This is a genomic window from Actinosynnema sp. NPDC023658 (assembly GCF_040639995.1).
In the GTDB taxonomy this organism is placed as follows: Bacteria; Actinomycetota; Actinomycetes; order Mycobacteriales; family Pseudonocardiaceae; genus Actinosynnema.
In genome coordinates, this window is sequence record NZ_JBFAAX010000072.1 from 1 (window position 1) to 20,101 (window position 20,101).

Sequence of the window (20,101 nt, forward strand, 5' to 3'; positions counted from 1 at the left end):
ACCCGTCCCACCCGGGCTGGGATCCGCGGTCGGTGCCCGCCTGGGGGGTGTGCGCGTGCGCTAGCGGCGACCCCCGCGGGGGGGTCCGGCTCACACCCGTGAGCCGGACCTCCTTCCGCCGTCGCCGCGGCGGTCACAGGTGGGCGCCGCCCGTCGCGTCGATCCAGGCCCCCGTGACCCAGCGGGCCTGGTCGGAGGCCACGAAGGACACCACGTCCGCGATGTCGCCGGTCCGGCCGATCCGCCCCAGCGCCGAGCGCGCCGCCATCGCCGCCTCCGCCTCGGGGTTCCCGCGCAGCCACGACGCGTTCACGTCGGTGTCGACGACCCCCGGCGCGACGGTGTTCACGGTGATCCCGCGCGGCCCGAGGTGGTGGGCCAGGGTGCGCGTGAACGTGTCCAGCGCGCCCTTGGTCATCGAGTACGCGATGCCCACCGGCATGGCGATGCGCGTCGCCCCGGACGAGATGTTCACGATCCGCCCGCCGTCCCGCAGCACCGGCAGCGCGCGCTGCACCAGGAAGAACGGCGCCTTCACGTTCACCGCGAACACCTCGTCGAACGCTTCGGGCGTCACGTCCTCGATCGGCGCGGGCAGCCCGATCCCGGCGTTGTTCACCAGCACGTCCAACGGCGGCAGGGCCGCCACCAGCGCGTCGAGCTCCGCCGGCAACGACGCCCGCACCGCGAACGCCCCACCGCCCGCCTCCTCCACCACCGAGGCCGCCGCCGCGTCGTCCCGCGCGTAGTGCACGACCACCCGCATCCCGTCGGCCGCCAACCGCAGCGCGATCGCCCGGCCGATCCCCCGACTCGCCCCGGTCACCAATGCCGTCCTCACCAGCGCTCCAATCTGTAACGTCCACTACAGAAATGAACTGTAGCGGACGTTATAAAATGGTCGGCGTGGTGGGGCGCAAACGCGGGTTCGACCGGGACGTCGTGCTGGACCAGGTCACGCGCGCCTTCTGGCGCGACGGCTACCAGGCGACCTCCGTCGCGGACCTCACCGAGGCCACCGGCGTCAACCCGCCGAGCCTCTACGCCGCGTTCGGTGACAAGCGCGCCCTCTTCACCGAGGCCGTGGCCCGCTACCAGGCGACCTACGGCGCGTTCACCTCGCGCGCCCTCGACGAGGAGTCCACCGCGCGCCAGGCCGTCGAGCGGGTGCTCGTCGAAGCCGCGATCGAGTACACGACGCCCGGCCGGCCCCGGGGCTGCCTGGTGCTCAGCGCGCCCGAGCTGCACGACCTCCGTGACCAGGCGCTACGGGCCCTCGAAGCGAAGATCCGGCACGACGTCGCCACCGGCGTGCTGCCCGCCGGCACGGACGCGCACCGCCTGGCGGTCTTCGTCGCCGCCACCGCCCGCGGCATGTCGTCCCTGGCCCGCGACGGCGCCACGCGGGCTGAACTGCACGATGTTGCCCGGACTGCGCTGTCGGCGTGGCCGGCACCCGTACCCTGAGAGGCGACGAGAAGGGGTGGTGCGGGTCGTGGAGCTGGCCGAGTCGCTGCTGGCGTGGCTGCACGGCTGGACCGGTGTGCCCCTCTGCCCGGGTGACTGGGCCTGGACCATGACCGCGTTCGGCGCGGTGATTGGCGTGCTGCCGACGGTCGCCGCGCTGCTGTCGATCACCATCCGCCGCGTGGTCGGCAACTCCTACGGCCCGGTCACCGGCGCGATCTTCGCCGTGCTCGGCGTGGTCAGCACCCTGGTGCTGCCGTGGATGGCGTTCTCGGCGGCGTTCAGCCTGCTGCGGAGCCGCGTGCTGCCGGGCATGGGGACGCTGGACGCGCAGCCCTGCGTGGCGTTCAGCCAGCAGGACTACCTGGTGGGCTCGGAGTCGATCATCGTGGCGATCACCGGCCGGGCCGGGGTGGTGCAGACGATCGCGGCCGGCGCCACGGCGCTGCTGGCGCTGCTGTGCCTGTTGTTCGTGATGCTCCAGGCGGGCTCGGCGTTCCGGCTCGGCCCGAACTGGCCGCGCCGGCTGTTCTGGCCCCCGTTCCTGGTCCTGCTCGTGTCGACGTCCGCGCTCCCGGTGACGCTGGTGGGCCACCTGCTGCTCGGGTTCTTCCCGATCTCGGTCGTGGGTTCCCTCGTCGTGCGGGTTTTCGGGTTGACTACCGCCATGCTGAACCGCCCCGGTCGCGATCGCGGGAACAACCCCGCGGTGTCGAGGACGTCGCCGCCGCCCCACCAGCCGCAGGGGTCGCCGCAGAGCGCGCAGAACCAGCACTCCACGCCCCCGCACTCCCAACCCACGCCCCAGCACTCCCAGCCCCAGAAGCACCTGCCCCAGAACCACCTGCCCCAGAACCACCAGTCGCAGAACCACCAGCCCCCGGGCCACCAGTCGCAGAACCACCAGGGGCCGAAGCCGCCGCCGTACCAGGTGGAGAAGCCGCCGCCCTACCAGCCGGCGCAGATCCCGCCGTACCAGCCGGTCCCGCCCTACCGACCCGGGCCGCCGCCGCGGCACTACCCGCCGACGCGGATCGCGGACGTGCCGGTGGAGCCGCCGAAGCCGACCCGCGTGGGTCAGCCGGCGCAGCTGGCCGACACCCCCGGCCCGTTGCCGTTCGGTCCGGGCAGCGGTGCGAACAGCGTGCCGGTGCCCACGCGCGACACCGGCAAGGTGTGGAACCCCGCGGGCGGCCGGTTCCGGCGGATCCGGCAGCTGGGCCGCGGCGGGTTCGGCACGGTGTGGCTGGCCGTGGACGAGCAGCTCGCGCGCACGGTCGCGGTGAAGCTCGCGCACGCCCCGGACAACGACACCGAGCAGCGGATGCTGCGCGAGGCGCGCGCTCTGGCGGCCGTGCGGCACCCGAACTGCGTGCGCGTGTTCGACATCGTGCAGGACCCGGACGGCCTGGCCATCGTCATGGAGTACATCGACGGCCAACCGCTGTCCGACGTGGTGCTCAAGAGCGGTCTGCTCGCCGACACGCTGGCCGCCCGCCTGTGGCTGAACATGGCCGACGCGCTGGCCGCCGCGCACGAGCGGGGCGTGCTGCACCGGGACGTGAAGCCGTCCAACGTCATCGTGGACACCGAGGGCACCGCCCACCTGATCGACTTCGGCATCGCCCGGTCGAAGGGCGACAGCACGCTCACCGCCACCGGGATGATGGTCGGCACCCCCGACTTCCTGGCGCCGGAGACCGCCCGCGGTGAGACGGCCAGCCCCGCGTCGGACGCCTGGCAGCTCGCCGCGACGGTCAGCTACGCGCTCACCGGCCACCCGCCGCGCGGCACCCGGGAGAACCCGATCTCGTCGCTGATGGCCGCCGCGCAGGGCGAGCCGTGCGTGAAGCTGCCGCAGCACAGCGCCCACACCCGGCTGCTCACCACCGCGCTGGACGCCGACCCCGGCAAGCGGCCGTCGTTGGCCGCGATCCGCGGCGAGCTGAGCGGCTGGCTGTCGCAGGCCGGGTTGAGCAAGGAGGGTCCGGTCACGAGGATGATCGACCGGCCGGAGCCGCCGACGCGACCCGTGCGCTGACGCGGGTGCCGACCAGGGCCGCGACGCCGACCACCAGCGGCACGAGCAGCAGCGCGCCGGAGAACGCGACCACCAGCGCGGTGCAGCCCAGGGCGAGCGCGGCCGTGCGGCTGCGGAGGAGCTTGACGGCGGCGGCCAGTCCCGCCGCCGTCACCACCGCCAACGTCGTCGAGGCCACGCCCATCAGCACGTCCAGCTCGACGTGCCGGAGCAGCGTGACGCCCGTGAGCACCGCGCACAGCACCAGCAGGCCGGTCAGGCCGTGCCGCCCGCCCAGGCGCGCGCCGCCCGCCAGGTAGGTGTTGATCGCGCCGAACGCCAGCAGCGCCGCGGCCACCGCCGTGACGACCCGGGCGGACGGCCCGAACGCGCGTTCCAGCAGGTCCGCCAGCGGGACGTCACTCGTCGTGCCCGCCGTGGTGACCGCCAGCCCCAGGTAGAGGACGGTGACGACGACCAGCGTCCGCCGGGTCGCGCGCCGGGGGTCGGTGAACTCGTCGGCCAGGTTGCCCGCGGCCTCCCAGCCGGAGAACGCGAAGAACAGCACCACCGCGGCGTGCCCGACGGCGAGCCACCCGTGCGGCGCGAAGGGCTCGAAGTCGTCGCGGGACACGGCCGGCACGTTGACCGCGACCGCCACGGCCAGCAGCACCGCCAGCAGCCCGACCAGCAGCACCTGCACGCCCGCGGACACGCGCACCCCGGCGTAGTTCGCGGCGAACGCGGCAGCCAGCAGCACGATGCCGATCACCGCCGGGTCGCCGCCACCGAGGGCGTGGGCGACGTACCGGCCGCCGACCAGCGCGCCGCCGAGCACCCCGAACGGCACGCCGACCAGGTAGAACCACCAGGCGACCGGCCGTGCCGCCCGAGGTCCGAACGCGGTGCGCACGAAGCCGACCACACCGCCGCGGTGCCGCTCACCGAGCCGGGCGAACGACACCGCGACCGGGACGCTCAGCGCGAGCAGCGCGACCCACGCCAGCACGGACGCGGGACCGGCGGCCTCGTTGGCCAGGGCGGGCAGCACCAGCACCCCCGGCCCGAGGACCGCGCCCACGTACATCGCGGTGAGCTTCACGCCGGCAGCCCGCGCGTCGACCGGACGACGTCGGCCCGCGGTCCGCGGAGGGCGACGACGTCCACGAAGGGAGTGGGAGCGATGAGCGGCATGGAGGGTCCATTCATTCGGCGAATTGGACCCAGACTTGCCCACCTGGATGACCTGATCCAGCGCGACCGAACTTCGTTCGCCGGGCTTTGGCATGATCGGGCCGTGGACGAACTTGATTCGGCGATCATCCGGAATCTGCAGCTGGATGCTCGGCTGACCAACCGCGAGCTGGCCAGGCGCCTGGGCGTCGCGCCCTCGACGTGCCTGGAACGCGTGCGCGCGCTGCGCGAGCGCGGCGTGATCAAGGGCTACCACGCGGACGTGGACCTGGGCGCGCTGAACCGCCCCGTGCAGGCCTTCGTCGCCGCGCGCCTGCGCCCCATGAGCCGCGCGGTGATCGACAACTTCAAGGCGGCGATCGGCGTGCTGCCCGAGGTCACCGCGATGTACGTGGTCGCGGGCGACGACGACTTCCTCATCCACCTGGCCGTGCAGGACCTGGAGCACCTGCACGCGTTCCTCATCGACCGCCTGAGCCAACGCCGGGAGGTCATCAGCTTCCGCAGCTCGGTGATCTACGAGTCGATCCGCAACCCCGTGCTCACCGAGCTGCCGGGCTGACCCGCCCGGACCCGGCGTCCGAGCCCCCGCCGGTCCGGCGCACCGGACCGGCGCACCGGTTCCGGGGCGTCAGTTCCAGGACGGCAGCCACTTCTGGGCGTCCCAGATCTCCGGCGTGATCGGTATGCCGTTGAGGATCGGCCACAGCCACACGAAGTTGGCCACCACCAGGCCCACGTACAGGGCCACCGCGAGCAGACCGGTGCCGCGGCGCTCCTTGCCGTCCGTCCGCCTGCCCAGCACCTCGCCCAGCGCCAGCGCGATGCCGAGCACCAGGAACGGCGCCATCGGCGTCGCGTAGAAGTAGTACATCTGCCGCTCGACGTTGATGAACCACGGCAGGAAGCCCGCGCCGTAGCCGACCAGCACCGCCGCGTACCGCCAGTCCAGCCTGGAGATCGACTGCCACAGCGCCCACGCCAGCATGGGGAACGCGAGCCACCACATCGCGGGCGTCCCGATCAGCATGATCGCGCCCACGCAGGTCGGGCCGCCGCAACCCTGCACGGAGCCCTCGAAGTAGTACAGCATCGGCCGCAGCCCCATCGGCCACGTCCACGGCTTCGACTCCCACGGGTGCCGGTTGGTGGCCGACGTGACCAGGCCGGTGTGGAAGTCCAGCACGTTGCCGCTGTAGTACCACAGCGCCCGCACCGGGGCCGGGATCCAGCCGTCCTCGGGGATCTTCACGCCCGCGACGTGCCGGTCGATGGCCGTCTCCGAGCCGAACCACGCCCACCACGTCGCCACGTACGCCAGGATCGGGATCAGCAGCAGCGCGAACAGCGACGGCAGCAGGTCCTTGGCCAGCGAGCCGAGCCACGGCCGCGGCACGCCCGCCGCCCGACGGGCCAGGGCGCTCCACAGCACCGACATCACGCCGAAGAACGCGATGTACCACACGCCGGACCACTTCACGCCGCACGCCAGGCCCATCGCGATCCCGCCGGCGAACCGCCACCAGCGGAAACCCAGCCACGGGCCGAACGGCGAGCTGTCCACCCAGCCCTCGCGGACCGCGACCGCCAACCGCGACCGCACCTGGTCCCGGTCCACCACCAGGCAGGCGAACGCCACCACCACGAACAGCGCCAGGAAGCTGTCGAGCATCCCCATCCGGGTCTGCACGTGGCTCAGCCCGTCCGCGATCAGCAGCACGCCGGCGATCGCGCCGATCAGGTCCGACCTGGTCAGCCGCCGGGCGATCCGCACCACCAGCAGGATCGTCAGCGTCCCCGCGACCGCCGAGGCGAACCGCCAGCCCACGCCGTCGTAGCCGAACAGCCACTCACCGATCGCGATGAGCTGCTTGCCCAGCGGCGGGTGGACGATCAGCTCGTAGCCGGCGTTGTCCTCGTACCCGCCGTTGCGCAGCACCTGCGCGCCCTGCGGCACGTAGTGCTTCTCGTCGAAGATCGGGGTGCCCTTGTCGGTCGGGAACCCGAGGTTCCAGAACCGCACCACACCACCGATCAGGGCCACGGTCAGCGTGACGAGCCAGCCCCGGAGGGCGGTGCTCATCGGTCCCGGTTCGAGCTGGCGGGCCCGCTGTTCGCGGTCGTTGCCCGGTGGCGGGCTCGCCGGCGGGACCTCGCCGGCCTCGACCACGTCGTCTGCGGACTGCGGTGCGATCAGGCTCACGCGCCCGATCGTAGGGTGAGAGGCGTGAGACCTGTATCTGGATCAGGCCGTTTGGTGCTGGCGGCTACTCCGCTCGGCGACGTCCGGGACGCTTCACCGCGCCTGGTCGGCGCACTGGGCACGGCCGAGGTGATCGCGGCCGAGGACACCAGACGGCTGCGGTCCCTCGCCGCGGCCCTCGACGTGACGCCGTCCGGGCGGGTCGTGAGCTTCTACGACCAGGTGGAGACGGCGCGGCTGCCGGGCCTGCTGGAGGCGCTGCGGGCGGGCGACACGGTGCTGCTGGTGACCGACGCCGGCATGCCGAGCGTGTCCGACCCCGGCTACCGCCTGGTGGCGGCGTGCGTGGAGGAGGACATCCGGGTCACCTGCCTGCCCGGCCCGTCGGCCGTGACGACCGCGCTGGCCGTGTCCGGGCTGCCGTCGGACCGCTTCTGCTTCGACGGCTTCCCGCCGCGCAAGCAGGGCGAGCGGCAGCGGTGGTTCGCGGCGCTGGCCGACGAGCCCCGGACGTGCGTCTTCTTCGAGTCACCGCACCGGCTGGCGGACACCCTGGCCGACGCCGCCCACGTGCTCGGCCCGGACCGCCGCGCCGCCGTGTGCCGGGAGCTGACCAAGACCTACGAGGAGGTCAAGCGGGGCGGCCTGGGCGAGCTGGCCGAGTGGGCCGCCGAGGGCGTGCGCGGCGAGATCACCGTGGTGCTGGCCCCCGCGGAGACGCGCGAGGCGCCCCCGATGGAGGCGCTGGTGGCCGAGGTGAAGCAGCGCGTGGCCGACGGCGAGCGGATGAAGACGGCGGCGGCGGAGGTGGCCGAGGCGGCGGGCGTGAGCAAGAAGGCCCTGTACGACGCCGCGATCAGCAAGGCCTGAGCACGGCGTCACGGCGGGCGGTCGGGGCGTTCGCCCCGGTCGTTCGCCCCGGTCGGCCGATCCACCCGTTGTTAGGCTGCCGACCATGGGAAACCGCGAAGCCCTCCTCGCCGGCGCGAAGTCGTGCCTCCTCGACAAGGGCTTCGACCGGACCACCGTCCGGGACATCGCCACCGCCGCCGGCGTGAGCATGGCGGCCATCGGCTACCACTTCGGCTCCCGCGAGAACCTGCTGTTCCAGGCCCTGTTCGCGATCCTCGACGAGTGGGGCGACCTGGCCGGGCGCGCGCTCGTCCCCGCCGACGCGCCCGACCTGGCCCCGGCCGAGGCCTACGAGCGGATGTGGGACGAGCTGCTGACCCAGGTACGCGCCAACCCGAAGATGTGGCTGGTGTCGGTCGACCTGTTCCTGCAGGCCCAGCGGCAACCGGAGCTCCTGCCGCACCTCGCGGACGGGCTGCGGCAGGGCCGCTCCGGCGTGGCCGGGATCGTGGCGAGCGTCCCGGAGCAGGACGTCGACGAGCGCTCCGCCCGCACCCTCGGCATGGTCCAGGTCGCGCTCATGTCCGGTGTGGCCATCCAGCTGCTGTCCGACCCGGACCACGCCCCGACGGGCGCCGACGTCGTCGCGGGCCTGCGGGCCCTGGCGAAGGTCGTCGGCTGACCGACCGGACGGCTGCGACCCGCCACACGTCCTGACCGGTGGGAACCCGTTGGTGGCACCTCCGTAGGCTTTGGCCCATGAGTGCCTCCGTGCTGACCGCGGTGGCGTGGCCCTACGCCAACGGCCCCCGCCACATCGGTCACGTCTCCGGTTTCGGTGTCCCCTCCGACGTGTTCTCCCGCTACATGCGCATGTCGGGCAACCGGGTGCTGATGGTCTCCGGCTCGGACGAGCACGGCACGCCCATCTCGGTGCAGGCCGAGAAGGAGGGCATGTCCACCCGCGAGCTCGTCGACAAGTACCACCGCGTGATCGCGAACGACCTGCACGGCCTCGGCCTGTCCTACGACCTGTTCACCCGCACCACCACCGGCAACCACTACAAGGTGGTGCAGGAGCTGTTCCTCGCCCTCTGGCGCAACGGCTACGTCATCCCGAAGACGGAGATGGGCGCGATCAGCCCCTCCACCGGCCGCACCCTGCCCGACCGCTACATCGAGGGCACCTGCCCGATCTGCGGCTACGACGGCGCGCGCGGCGACCAGTGCGACAACTGCGGCAACCAGCTCGACCCCGTCGACCTGAAGAACCCGCGGTCGCGCATCAACGGCGAGACGCCCAAGTTCGTCGAGACCGAGCACCTGTTCCTCGACCTCCCGCAGTTCATCGACGCGCTCGGCGGCTGGCTCCAGACCCGCACCGAGTGGCGGCCGAACGTGCTGAAGTTCAGCCAGAACCTCATCGGTGACCTGCGCCCGCGCGCCATCACCCGCGACCTGGACTGGGGCATCCCGATCCCGCTCGACGGCTGGCGCGACCAGCCCATGAAGCGCTTCTACGTGTGGTTCGACGCCGTCATCGGCTACTTGAGCGCGTCGGTGGAGTGGGCCCGGCGGTCGGGCGACGACGACGCCTGGAAGGAGTTCTGGACCGGCGACGCCCAGGGCTACTACTTCATGGGCAAGGACAACATCGTCTTCCACTCGCTGATCTGGCCGTCCCTGCTGCTCGGCCAGAACGGCCAGGGCGCGAAGGGCGGCGAGCCGGGCGCGTTCGGCACGCTGAACCTGCCCACCGAGGTGGTCTCCAGCGAGTTCCTGACCATGAGCGGGTCGAAGTTCTCCACCTCCCGCGGCACGGTCATCTACGTCACCGACTTCCTCAAGGAGTTCGGCCCGGACGCGCTGCGCTACTTCATCTCGGTGGCCGGCCCGGAGAACCAGGACACCGACTTCACCTGGGAGGAGTTCGTCCGGCGGACGAACTTCGAGCTGGCCAACGAGTGGGGCAACCTGGTCAACCGGTCGATCTCGATGGCGCACAAGAACGTGGGCGCCGTGCCGAGGCCGACCAGCCCCACCCAGGCCGACCACGAGCTGCTGGAGGCCACCCGCCGGGCGTTCGACGTCGTGGGCGGCCACCTGCGCCAGTCCCGGTTCAAGCAGGCGTCCTCCGAGGCGATGAAGGTCGTCGGCGCGGCCAACCGCTACCTGTCCGACCAGGAGCCGTGGAAGCTCAAGGACGACCCGGAGCGCCGCGACACCGTGCTGCACACCGCGTTGCAGGTCGTGCAGGACGCCAACACCCTGCTGACGCCGTTCCTGCCGCACTCGGCGCAGAAGGTGCACGAGGCGCTGGGCGGCACGGGCGTGTGGGCGGCCCAGCCGCAGCTGACCGACGTCGCGGACCTGGACGTGCCCGACCGCGAGTACCCGGTGCTGACCGGCGACTACGCGGCCGAGCAGGCCACCTGGGCGTCCACGCCCATCGAGGTCGGCCGACCGCTGGCGAAGCCCGCGCCGCTGTTCGCGAAGCTCGACCCCGAACTGGGTGAGACCGGCCCCGAGTGGGCCCCGATCCTCAAGTGACGAAGCGCCGCGGCGAACGGCCACCGGTCCCGGAACCCCTTCCGGCGCCGGTGGTCGACGCCCACACCCACCTCGACGCGTGCGGCGCGCGGACGCCCGAGCAGGTCCGCGAGGTGCTCGACCGGGCCGCCGGGGCGGGTGTGGACCGCGTGATCACGGTCGCCGACGACCTCGACGCCGCCCGGTGGGCCGCCGAGGCCGCCACGTGGGACGACCGGGTGTTCGCCGCGGTCGCCCTGCACCCCACCCGCACGTCCGCGTTCGGGGAGGCGGAGCAGGCCGAGCTGGAACGGCTCGCCGTGCAGCCGGGGGTCGTCGCGATCGGTGAGACCGGCCTGGACTACTACTGGGACTACGCGCCGAAATTCGCCCAGCACGAGGCGTTCCGGTGGCACATCGACCTGGCCAAGCGCGTCGGCAAGCCGCTGATGATCCACGACCGGGACGCGCACGACGACATCCTGGCGGTGCTCGACGCGGAGGGTGCGCCACCCTCGGTGGTCTTCCACTGCTTCTCCGGCGACCTCTCCTTCGCGCGTGCGTGCGTGGAGCGCGGGTTCGTGCTGTCGTTCGCGGGCACGGCGACGTTCCGCAACGCCCACGCGTTGCGGGAAGCCGCACTGTGGACGCCGGATGACCACGTGCTGGTCGAGACCGACGCGCCGTTCCTCACGCCCCACCCGTACCGAGGTCGCCCGAACGAGCCTTATTGCGTGAACTACACGCTCCGGGACCTGGCGACGTTGCGTGAGGACGACCTCGCCGGGCTGGCGTCGAAGATCACCCGAAACGCCGAACGGATCTTCGGTCTTCGTGACACCCCGAAGTCGTAATGCTCCTTACGACGAATGGCGGACAGACTTGCTCCCCTGACGGAGTGACTGAACTCACAAGGGTTGTAGGGGTGTTGGCACAACCCCCTCGCACCCGTTACGGTCCCGTGACCGTGCCCCGAGTTCCGATCCGGGGCGCACCCGCAGTCGGGGCGGGTCACGTTGACACCAGAAGCGATGAAGCCGAACACGTACGGGAGTTGCCGGAGATCACGAGCTGACCACCGACATCGACCCCGCGCGCAGCCGGACTTCGCGCCTTCAGGAGGTATGGCACCCCGTGAACTCGTTCAACGAGGACACCGACTGGTTTACGCCCGTGCAGTCGACACCCGTGACCGGCGTCGACGTCCTGGACAGACCCGGGCCGCCGTCCGAATGGGACACCGCGGTGTTCACCATCACCCCGGACGACGTGCTGGACGTGCTGGGCCCGGACGCCGACGCGCTGCTGCAGAGCGCGAACGTCGACGTCGACGAGCTGATCCGGCTGATCAACGCCGAGACCACGCTCCTGCCCCCGATCATCATCCCCGACGAGGTCTCCCAGGACCGGGTCGCGGGCAGCCTGGCCGCCGAGCGGCCGAGCGCCCCGCCCGCCGCGCTGGTCGAAGCCGCGGGGAAGTGGAAGCGGCGCTTCCTGAAGGCCGCGGTCGCCACCGTGCTGGTGACCATCTCCGGTGGTGGCGCCACCGCGATCGCGATGGACAAGTCCGTCACGGTCGACGTCGACGGCGAAGCCATGACGGTCCGCACCTACGAGTCCACCGTCGGCGAGATCCTGGCCGACGAGGGCATCACGATCGGCGAGCACGACGCCCTCAGCCCGTCCCCGCAGGCGAAGGTCGGTGACGGCGGGAAGATCTCGCTGGACCGCGGCCGCCTGGTGAAGATGACGGTGGACGGCGAGCAGCGCGAGGGCTGGGTCCGCTCCGTCACGGTCGACGAGGCGCTGGACCAGCTCCAGGTCAACGACGAAGGCGCGTGGCTCTCCCACGACCGCGGCATGGAGGTCCCGCTCAACGGCCTCTCGCTGGAGGTCAAGAGCCTCAAGACCGTCACGCTCTACGACGGCGGCAACGAGCCCCGGCAGCTGCGGACGACGGCCGTGACCGTCGAGGAGCTGCTCAAGGGCGAGAACCTCTCGCTCGGGCCGGACGACAAGCTCGACGCGGCGCTGGACCTGCGCGTCACCAACGGTGCCGAGGTCCACATCACCCGCACCGGTGTGTCCGTGATCAACGCGACGGAGGCCATCCAGCCGTCCGTCGAGGAGGTCAAGGACGACACGATGATGAAGGGCCAGAAAGAGGTCCTGGACCCGGGCGAGGCCGGCGAGCAGATCGTCACCTACCGCGTCACGGTGAAGAACGGCCAGGAGACCGGCCGCGAGAAGCTGGGCGCGAAGGTCACCAAGGAGCCGAAGCCCAAGAAGGTCAAGGTCGGCACCAAGCTCCCGCCCGACGGCGAGGTGTGGGACCGGCTGGCCAACTGCGAGGCGACCGGCAACTGGGCCATCAACACCGGCAACGGCTACTACGGCGGCCTGCAGTTCAACAAGGGCACCTGGGACGCCTACGGCGGCAGCCAGTACGCCGCCTACCCGCACCAGGCGACCCGGGAGCAGCAGATCGCGGTGGCCAGCAAGCTGCGGGACGCCCGCGGCGGCTACTCGGCGTGGCCCCACTGCCAGGCCCAACTCGGCCTGCCGTAACCCCCGCCACCCAACTCTCTCCCTCCCCGAGGCCCGATTTGACATGGGTTCGGGTGCCTTGGGCTGGTCGAAGCCGGCAGGCTTGGCGGGCGCTTTTTCCGCCGGGCCTGCCGGCTTTGGCCTGCCTGGGGTGCCCGTAAGGGCCCCATGTCAAATCGAGCCGGACCCGACCAGGCGCACGCACACGCGCCCCACCCTCAACCGTCATGGACAATGCACGGGTGACTGAGGACTCGACGTCGACCGAACCGGGGAGCCGACTCCTCGGCCCGGCCGACGTCCGCAGGCTGGCCGCGGACCTGGACATCCGCCCCACCAAGAAGCTGGGGCAGAACTTCGTGCACGACCCCAACACGGTGCGGCGCATCGTGACGGCCGCCGACCTGCGCCCGGACGACGTGGTCCTCGAAGTCGGCCCCGGCCTGGGCTCGCTGACGCTGGCGCTGCTGCCCTCCTGCCGCGCCCTGGTGGCCGTGGAGATCGACGGGGTGCTCGCGGAACGCCTGCCCGTCACCGTGGCCGAGCGCGCGCCCGACCTCGCGGACCGGTTGTCCGTCGTGCACGAGGACGCCATGCGCGTCACCCCGGACCAGCTCCCGGTCCCGCCGACGGCCCTGGTGGCCAACCTGCCGTACAACGTGGCCGTGCCCGTGGTGCTGCACCTGCTGGCCGCGCTGCCGTCGTTGCGCACCGGGCTGGTGATGGTGCAGTCCGAGGTGGCCGACCGGATGGCCGCCGGGCCCGGCAGCAAGGTCTACGGCGTGCCCAGCGTGAAGCTCGCCTGGTACGCCGACGCCCGCCGGGCCGGGCCCGTGCCGCGCTCGGTGTTCTGGCCGGTGCCCAACGTGGACTCGGCGCTGGTCGCGTTCGAGCGGCACGCCCCCCTGTCCACTGTGGACCAGAAGCGGCTCTTCTCGTTGGTGGACGCGGCTTTCGCGCAGCGGCGCAAGATGCTGCGCGGCGCCCTGTCGGGGTGGGCCGGCTCGGCCGTCGAGGCGGAGCGGCTCCTCGTCGCCGCAGGGGTGGATCCCTCCCTGCGCGGCGAACAACTGGCCGTCGGTGACTTCATCCGGATAGCCGAGGCCGCGTCCGCCCGGTAGTCGATGATCTTTCGGCCGAAAGTGTGATTTGCCGGACGATCCGGTTTCAGGCTTGCGTCAGTCGGGCCTCGTCAGGTCTACTCGTTGTGCCATCCCGAGCGGCCGAGAGACCTGGCTCTACGACGCCGCAGCAACCACCCCTCCATGGGGGAAGGTGCTTCAGCCAGGACCGATGGAGGATCACGTGCCCAGGATGCGAATGCTCACCCGACGGCGGGTCGTCGACCACGGCCGCCGCACCTCCTCGGCCTGTCGCAGCTGCTAGCAGCCCGTAGGCGCTTTCGGATCCCCGCGTCCTTCACCAGGACACCTTTCTGAGCTGAGCCGTCGGTCACGCACGCCATGAGCGTGCGCTGCCGCATGCAGTCGTGGAGCGAAACGTGATCACTGTCGAGAACCTCACCAAGACCTTCCCCGGGAGTACCGGCCAGGTTCGCGCGCTGGACGGCGTGAACCTGGACGTCGCCGCGGGCACCGTCCTCGGCGTCGTCGGCCCCAGCGGGGCGGGCAAGTCCACCCTGGCCCGGTGCGTCGCGCTCCTGGAGCGCCCCGACAGCGGCTCGATCCGCGTCGACGGCACCGACCTCGTGAACCTCGACGGGACCGCGCTGCGCGCCGCCCGCCGGCAGATCGGCGTTGTGCCGCAAGGGGATTCCCTGCTGCGCCAGCGCACCGCCGCGGGCAACGTCGCGCTGCCGCTGGAGGCCGCGGGCGTGGCCGGCCCGCAGCGCCGCACCCGCGTCGCGGAGCTCCTCGACCTCGTCGGCCTGACCGACAAGGCCGGCTCCTACCCCGACCAGCTCTCCGGCGGCCAGCGCCAGCGGATCGCGGTCGCGCGGGCCCTCGCCGCCGCGCCGTCGGTGCTGCTGGCCGACGAGCCGACCTCCGCGCTCGACCCCGACACCACCGGCTCGGTGCTCGCCGTGCTGGACCGGGCGCGCGCCGAGCTCGGCGTGACGGTCCTCGTCGTCACCCACGACATGAGCGTCGTCCGGAAGATCTGCGACGACGTCGCGGTGCTGGAGGACGGCCGCGTGGTGGAGCACGGCAAGGTGCTCGACCTGGTGTCCGACGCCGCCAGCCGCACGGCCGGGTCGCTGCTGCCCGCCGTGGACCAGAACCCGGCGCTGGAGAGCGCGTTCGACCGGGTCGCGGACGTCGTGCTGGTCGGCTTCGCCGCCGTCGGCGCGCTGCTGCCCGAGGCCACCAGCCGGTTCGGCGTCGAGCTGAACCTGCTCGGCGGCGGCCTGACCCGGCTCGGCGAGACCCCGGTCGCGCGGTTCCGCGTCGGCCTGAAGGGCGAGCGGGCGGACTCGGCGCTGGAGTGGATCTCGGAGGCGGGCGGCTCGGTGCGCAGGACCCTGTCGGGTCCGCAGGGAGTAGCTGCGTGAGGTCTGCAACACCCTGGTCGCAGGTCTTCGACCAGTTGCTCGTCGCCACCGGTCAAACGCTCTACATGGTGGTGGTCTCCACCGTCATCGCCGTGCTGCTCGGCACTCCCGTCGGCATCTGGCTTCAGCTCACCGCTCCCGGTGGGCTGAAGCCCCGGCCGGCGCTCCACAAGGTCCTCGGGTTCGTCGTGGACCTGGGCCGCTCCATGCCGTTCCTGGTCCTGCTGATCGTGCTGACCTCGCTGACCAGGCTGCTGCTCCAGGACACCATCGGTCCCACGGCGGCGATCGTGCCGCTGTCGGTCGGCGCCGTCCCGTTCGTCGGCAGGCTCGTGCAGAACGTGCTGGCCGAGGTGCACGTGTCGGTGGTCGAGGCCGCCGTCACCACCGGGTCGTCGACGTGGCGGATCGTGCGCAGCGTGCTGCTGCGCGAGTCGCTGCCCGCGCTGGTCAACGCCATCGGCGTGACCGCGATCGCGCTGCTGGGCTACTCCGCGATGGCCGGGGTGGTCGGCGGCGGCGGTCTCGGTGACCTCGCCGTGCGCATGGGGTACCAGCGGTTCAACGAGCGGTACCTGTGGAGCACGGTCGTGGTGCTGGCGATCATCGCCACCGCGATCCAGTTCGTCACCAACCGGGTGGCCCGCGGCATCGACCGCCGCCGCACGGCCTCCGTCTGATCGTCTCTCGTTCCCCACCGTTAGGAATGACATGCGTATTCGTGCTGCCCTGCTGGCCGTGCTGCTGACCGCAGTGGGCTGCGGTAGTGGCGACACCGGCGCCGCCTCGGACCCCAACGCGGCGCTGAAGGTCGGTGTGAGCCCCGTCCCGCACGCCCAGGTGCTGCGGTACGTGGCGGACAACCTGGCCGCCGCCAAGGGGCTGAAGATCGAGGTCGTCGAGTTCACCGACTACGTGCAGCCGAACACGGCGCTCGTGGACGGGTCGCTGGACGCCAACTACTTCCAGACCGTGCCCTACCTCGACACGTTCAACGCCGAGCGCGGCACGTCGCTGGAGTGGATCGGGCCGGTGCACCTGGAGCCGCTCGGCGTGTACTCGAAGAAGCACAAGTCGTTGGCCGACCTGCCGTCCGGCGCGCGGGTGGCCGTGGCCAACGACGCGACGAACGAGGCCAGGGGCCTGAAGCTGCTCCAGGACAACGGGTTGATCAAGGTCGAGCCGGGCACCGAGGGCACGGCCACGATCCGGGACATCGCGGAGAACCCGCGCGGGTTGGAGTTCGTCGAGCTGGAGGCGGCCCAGCTGCCCCGGTCGTTGGACGACACCGACGCCGCCGTGGTGAACGGCAACTACGCCATCGACGCCGGTCTCTCGCCCGCGTCCGACGCGCTGGCCCTGGAGAAGGCCGAGGGCAACCCGAACGCGAACGGCCTGGTCACGCGGACCGAGCTGAAGGACGACCGGCGGGTGAAGGACCTGCTCGCGCTGCTCCAGTCGCAGGAGGTCAAGGACTACATCAAGACCACCTTCGCCGGCTCCGTCCTGCCCGTCTGATCCGCGACCGCCTCCCCCGCGCGTCCTGCGCCCAACCGCGTGTCCTACCTCCGCGTCGCGAGAGTCCTACGTTCGCGTCGCGAGAGTCCTACGCCCAGGACACCCGAGTTGAACGCTCAGGCGCGCGGGGACGGGCGTGACCCGGCGTGTGACCGGGGGTGCGACCGGGGCGCGGACCCGCCGGAACGCCCTGCCGAACGTGTGTTGCGCCGCAGGTCAGCGGTCGGTAGGAGCGGGCTACCCGGAAACGCCCGTACGCTGCATGGCGTGCTCGCTGTCGTCCCACCCCCGGTCATCGTCCGCGTCCCGGCCAAGGTCAACCTGCACCTGGCCGTCGGCGATTCCCGCGCGGACGGGTACCACGACCTGGTGACGATCTTCCAGGCCTTGTCGCTGACCGACGAGGTCACCGTCGCCATCGCGGAGGACCCCGGGGTGGAGGTGCACGGCGAGGGCGCCGACTCGGTGCCCACCGGCGCGTCCAACCTGGCGTGGCGAGCGGTGCGGGCGCTGGCCCAGCACGTCGGCCGCGACCCCGACGACCCGAAGGTCCGGATCGTCATCCGCAAGTCCATCCCGGTCGCCGGCGGCATGGCGGGCGGCAGCGCGGACGCCGCGGCGACGCTGGTCGGCCTGGCCGCGCTGTGGCGGCTGGAGATCAGCCGCGACGAGCTGGCCGGGGTCGCGGGCAAGATCGGCGCGGACGTCCCGTTCGCCATCTACGGCGGCACGGCGCTCGGCACCGACCGGGGCGACCGGATCGTGCCCGTGCTGTCCCGCCACACGTTCCACTGGGTGCTCGCGTTCGACCGGCGCGGCCTGTCCACGCCCGAGGTGTTCGACGAGCTGGACCGGCTGCGCGCCGACGGCGACCCGCCCCGCGTCGGGGAGGCCGAAGCCGTCCTCGAAGGCCTGGCCTCCGGCGACCCGCGCCAGCTCGCGCTGCTGCTCGGCAACGACCTGCAGGCCGCTGCCGTCTCGCTGCGCCCGAACCTCCGCCGCACGCTGCGCGCGGGCGTCAACGCGGGCGCGCTGGCGGGCATGGTGTCCGGTTCGGGTCCGACCTGCGCATTCCTCTGCACGGACGGCGACTCGGCGGTGCGCGTGGCCGCCGAGCTGGCGGGCGCGGGCGTCTGCCGGACGGTGCGCGTGGCGCAGGGGCCGGTGCACGGCGCGCGCGTCGTGGGCACCGAGGAGGCGCCCCGCCCGATCCCGCCCGAGGTGCACGCCTGACCTGCCCGCCCGGCTCCCCTGTGACGTAGGACTCCCCGGCCCGGTCAGGGCGGGTGCCCCGCGTCGGGGAACGGTGCCGTCACCGGCCCGGTGGCTAGGCTGGCGTACCGCGTTGTCACACGATCTCGACGAAGGTGCTGGTACATGGCCAACTTGGTCAACTTGGAGAACGTCTCCAAGTCGTTCGGCGTGCGTCCGCTGCTCGACGGCGTGTCCCTCGGCGTCGGTGAAGGCGACCGCATCGGCGTCGTCGGCCTCAACGGCGGCGGCAAGACGACGCTGCTGGAGGTGCTGGCCGGCCTCGCCGAACCGGACGAGGGACGGGTCAGCCAGAACCGCGGGCTGCGCATGGCGGTGGTCACGCAGCGCACCGAGCTGCCCGAGGGGTCGACGGTCCGCAACGCGGTGATCGACCCGCTCGGGTTCGACGCCGAGCACGAGTGGGCCGCCGACGCGCGGGTGCGGTCGATCCTCGACGGGCTCGGCATCACCGGGTTCGGGCTGGACTCGCCGGTCGGCACGATGTCCGGTGGCGAGCGGCGGCGGGTCGCGCTGGCCGCGGCGCTCGTGCAGGACCTGGACCTGGTCGTGCTGGACGAGCCGACCAACCACCTCGACGTCGAGGGCGTGCGGTGGCTGGCCGAGCACCTGCTGGCCCGCCGCACGGCGCTCGTCGTCGTCACGCACGACCGCTGGTTCCTGGACACGGTGTGCAGCCGCACGTGGGAGGTCGTCGGCGGTCGCGTCGAGCAGTACGAGGGCGGTTACGCGGACTGGATCTTCGCCCGCGCCGAGCGCGCCCGACTGGCCGACACCCTGGAGGAGAAGCGCCGCAACCTGGCCCGCAAGGAGCTGGCGTGGCTGCGTCGCGGCGCACCCGCCCGCACGTCCAAGCCCCGCTACCGCATCGACGCCGCGGAGGCGTTGATCTCCGACGTGCCGCCGCCGCGCGACTCGGTCGAGCTGCTGGCGTTCGCCAAGCGCCGGCTCGGCCGCACGGTGCTGGAGCTGGAGGACGCGACGCTGACCGTGCCCGACCGGGTGCTGGTGCGCGACCTGACGTGGCGGATCGGGCCCGGTGACCGGGTCGGCATCGTCGGCGTGAACGGGTCGGGCAAGACGACGCTGCTTAAGGCGTTGGCGGGCGAGCGCGAGCTGGAGGGCGGCAAGCGCGTCCAGGGGCAGACGGTGAAGCTCGCGCACCTCAGCCAGGAGCTGCACGACCTGGACGGGTCGATGCGCGTGCTGGAGGCCGTGGAGGAGATCGCGCGGCGGGTCGTGCTGGGCAAGCAGGAGATGTCGGCGTCGCAGCTGGCCGAGCGGTTCGGGTTCTCGTCGCAGAAGCAGTGGACGCCCGTCGGTGACCTGTCCGGCGGCGAGCGGCGGCGGTTGCAGCTGTGCCGGCTGCTGATGGCCGAGCCGAACGTGCTGCTGCTCGACGAGCCGACCAACGACCTGGACATCGACACGCTGCAGCAGCTGGAGGACCTGCTCGACTCGTGGCCGGGGACGCTGGTGGTCATCTCGCACGACCGCTACCTGGTGGAGCGGGTGTGCGATCACGTCGTGGCGCTGTTCGGCGACGGCGGGCTGACCGACCTGCCCGGCGGCATCGAGGAGTACCTGCGCCGGCGGGACAGGCAGAAGGAAGCCGACGCCGTGCCCGTCGCGAAGACCGCTTCGGCACCGTCGTCGGCCGCGGACCAGCGCGCGGCGCGCAAGGAGCTGTCCCGCCTGGAACGCCGGTTGGAGACGTTGCAGAAGAAGGAGGCGCAGCTGCACTCGGCGTTGGCCGAGGCGGCCACCGACCCGGAGCGCCTGCTGGCCCTGGACGCCGAGCTGAAGGCCGTCATGGCCGAGGCGGAGGACGTCGAGGCGCAGTGGCTGGCCGCCGCCGAGACCGCCGAGGGCTGACCCTCACCGCGAGAGTCCTACGTCCACGCCGCGAGAGTCCTACGTTCGCAGCACCTGAGTTCAACGCTCACGCTTAACGCCGTTAAGCACGAGCGTTGAACTCAGGGTGCGT

The 20,101-nt window shown here is 72.1% G+C and carries 17 protein-coding genes and 1 riboswitch; of the genes, 14 read left to right on the top strand and 3 right to left on the bottom strand.

Annotated features, from left to right (window positions below; genetic code table 11):
• Window positions 1–133: 133 nt before the first annotated feature.
• Window positions 134–826 carry an SDR family oxidoreductase gene (locus AB0G02_RS11780; protein WP_360792761.1) on the bottom strand — a complete coding sequence of 231 codons (693 nt, stop codon included), beginning with the start codon at window positions 824–826 and terminating at the stop codon, window positions 134–136.
• Window positions 827–897: 71 nt separating this feature from the next.
• On the opposite strand from AB0G02_RS11780, the gene AB0G02_RS11785 reads away from it, so the two are divergent.
• Both AB0G02_RS11785 and AB0G02_RS11790 read left to right on the top strand, forming a co-directional pair.
• Window positions 898–1,467 (top strand): TetR/AcrR family transcriptional regulator, encoded by a 570-nt coding sequence (locus AB0G02_RS11785; RefSeq protein WP_360792763.1) that lies wholly within the window; start codon window positions 898–900, stop codon window positions 1,465–1,467.
• A gap of 16 nt (window positions 1,468–1,483) precedes the next feature.
• Window positions 1,484–3,508 carry a protein kinase gene (locus AB0G02_RS11790; RefSeq protein WP_360792765.1) on the top strand — a complete coding sequence of 675 codons (2,025 nt, stop codon included), beginning with the start codon at window positions 1,484–1,486 and terminating at the stop codon, window positions 3,506–3,508.
• On the opposite strand, the gene AB0G02_RS11795 is transcribed toward AB0G02_RS11790, so the two are convergent.
• On the bottom strand, window positions 3,459–4,589 hold the full coding sequence (locus tag AB0G02_RS11795) for an amino acid permease (protein WP_360792767.1): 1,131 nt from the start codon (window positions 4,587–4,589) through the stop codon (window positions 3,459–3,461). The genes AB0G02_RS11790 and AB0G02_RS11795 overlap by 50 nt on opposite strands.
• A 195-nt stretch (window positions 4,590–4,784) precedes the next feature.
• Between AB0G02_RS11795 and AB0G02_RS11800 the strand changes: the two genes are divergently transcribed.
• The gene (locus AB0G02_RS11800; RefSeq protein WP_360792769.1) at window positions 4,785–5,243 is read left to right on the top strand and encodes an Lrp/AsnC family transcriptional regulator; all 459 of its coding nucleotides are present in this window, start codon (window positions 4,785–4,787) and stop codon (window positions 5,241–5,243) included.
• Window positions 5,244–5,312: 69 nt separating this feature from the next.
• Here the strand turns inward: AB0G02_RS11800 and AB0G02_RS11805 are convergent, their stop codons facing one another.
• Complete coding sequence (locus tag AB0G02_RS11805; RefSeq protein WP_360792771.1) at window positions 5,313–6,884, bottom strand: phospholipid carrier-dependent glycosyltransferase; 1,572 nt, start codon at window positions 6,882–6,884, stop codon at window positions 5,313–5,315.
• A 24-nt stretch (window positions 6,885–6,908) separates the two neighbouring features.
• On the opposite strand from AB0G02_RS11805, the gene rsmI reads away from it, so the two are divergent.
• The 11 genes from rsmI (at window position 6,909) to AB0G02_RS11860 (ending at window position 19,989) form a co-directional block, all read left to right on the top strand.
• Window positions 6,909–7,754: a 16S rRNA (cytidine(1402)-2'-O)-methyltransferase gene (gene rsmI / locus AB0G02_RS11810; protein ID WP_360792773.1), complete on the top strand. Its 846-nt coding sequence runs from the start codon at window positions 6,909–6,911 to the stop codon at window positions 7,752–7,754.
• Between the two features lie 85 nt (window positions 7,755–7,839).
• Window positions 7,840–8,418, top strand: coding sequence for a TetR/AcrR family transcriptional regulator (locus tag AB0G02_RS11815; protein ID WP_360792775.1), 579 nt, complete (start codon window positions 7,840–7,842; stop codon window positions 8,416–8,418).
• Window positions 8,419–8,495: 77 nt separating this feature from the next.
• Window positions 8,496–10,286 carry a methionine--tRNA ligase gene (gene metG / locus AB0G02_RS11820; protein ID WP_360792777.1) on the top strand — a complete coding sequence of 597 codons (1,791 nt, stop codon included), beginning with the start codon at window positions 8,496–8,498 and terminating at the stop codon, window positions 10,284–10,286.
• Window positions 10,283–11,119 carry a TatD family hydrolase gene (locus AB0G02_RS11825; RefSeq protein WP_360792779.1) on the top strand — a complete coding sequence of 279 codons (837 nt, stop codon included), beginning with the start codon at window positions 10,283–10,285 and terminating at the stop codon, window positions 11,117–11,119. The genes metG and AB0G02_RS11825 overlap by 4 nt, the downstream gene beginning before the upstream one ends.
• A gap of 280 nt (window positions 11,120–11,399) precedes the next feature.
• The gene (locus AB0G02_RS11830) at window positions 11,400–12,833 is read left to right on the top strand and encodes a transglycosylase family protein (protein ID WP_360792781.1); all 1,434 of its coding nucleotides are present in this window, start codon (window positions 11,400–11,402) and stop codon (window positions 12,831–12,833) included.
• Between the two features lie 221 nt (window positions 12,834–13,054).
• On the top strand, window positions 13,055–13,933 hold the full coding sequence (gene rsmA / locus AB0G02_RS11835) for a 16S rRNA (adenine(1518)-N(6)/adenine(1519)-N(6))-dimethyltransferase RsmA (protein ID WP_360792783.1): 879 nt from the start codon (window positions 13,055–13,057) through the stop codon (window positions 13,931–13,933).
• Between the two features lie 86 nt (window positions 13,934–14,019).
• Window positions 14,020–14,112: riboswitch (SAM riboswitch) on the top strand.
• A gap of 201 nt (window positions 14,113–14,313) precedes the next feature.
• On the top strand, window positions 14,314–15,324 hold the full coding sequence (locus AB0G02_RS11840) for an ATP-binding cassette domain-containing protein (RefSeq protein WP_360792785.1): 1,011 nt from the start codon (window positions 14,314–14,316) through the stop codon (window positions 15,322–15,324).
• Window positions 15,321–16,004 carry a methionine ABC transporter permease gene (locus AB0G02_RS11845; protein WP_360792787.1) on the top strand — a complete coding sequence of 228 codons (684 nt, stop codon included), beginning with the start codon at window positions 15,321–15,323 and terminating at the stop codon, window positions 16,002–16,004. Before AB0G02_RS11840 ends, AB0G02_RS11845 begins: the two co-directional genes overlap by 4 nt.
• A 31-nt stretch (window positions 16,005–16,035) precedes the next feature.
• Window positions 16,036–16,842, top strand: a complete 807-nt coding sequence (locus AB0G02_RS11850; protein ID WP_360792789.1) for a MetQ/NlpA family ABC transporter substrate-binding protein — start codon at window positions 16,036–16,038, stop codon at window positions 16,840–16,842.
• Window positions 16,843–17,109: 267 nt separating this feature from the next.
• The gene (locus tag AB0G02_RS11855) at window positions 17,110–18,075 is read left to right on the top strand and encodes a 4-(cytidine 5'-diphospho)-2-C-methyl-D-erythritol kinase (protein WP_360792791.1); all 966 of its coding nucleotides are present in this window, start codon (window positions 17,110–17,112) and stop codon (window positions 18,073–18,075) included.
• Window positions 18,076–18,219: 144 nt separating this feature from the next.
• On the top strand, window positions 18,220–19,989 hold the full coding sequence (locus AB0G02_RS11860; RefSeq protein WP_360792793.1) for an ABC-F family ATP-binding cassette domain-containing protein: 1,770 nt from the start codon (window positions 18,220–18,222) through the stop codon (window positions 19,987–19,989).
• Window positions 19,990–20,101: the final 112 nt, after the last annotated feature.

Bases quoted from the DNA above. Each gene is read 5' to 3' on its own strand.
- AB0G02_RS11850 (WP_360792789.1), top strand. From the start codon at position 16,036: ATGCGTATTCGTGCTGCCCTGCTGGCCGTGCTGCTGACCGCAGTGGGC.
- AB0G02_RS11860 (WP_360792793.1), top strand. From the start codon at position 18,220: ATGGCCAACTTGGTCAACTTGGAGAACGTCTCCAAGTCGTTCGGCGTG.
- metG (WP_360792777.1), top strand. From the start codon at position 8,496: ATGAGTGCCTCCGTGCTGACCGCGGTGGCGTGGCCCTACGCCAACGGC.
- AB0G02_RS11815 (WP_360792775.1), top strand. From the start codon at position 7,840: ATGGGAAACCGCGAAGCCCTCCTCGCCGGCGCGAAGTCGTGCCTCCTC.
- AB0G02_RS11785 (WP_360792763.1), top strand. From the start codon at position 898: ATGGTCGGCGTGGTGGGGCGCAAACGCGGGTTCGACCGGGACGTCGTG.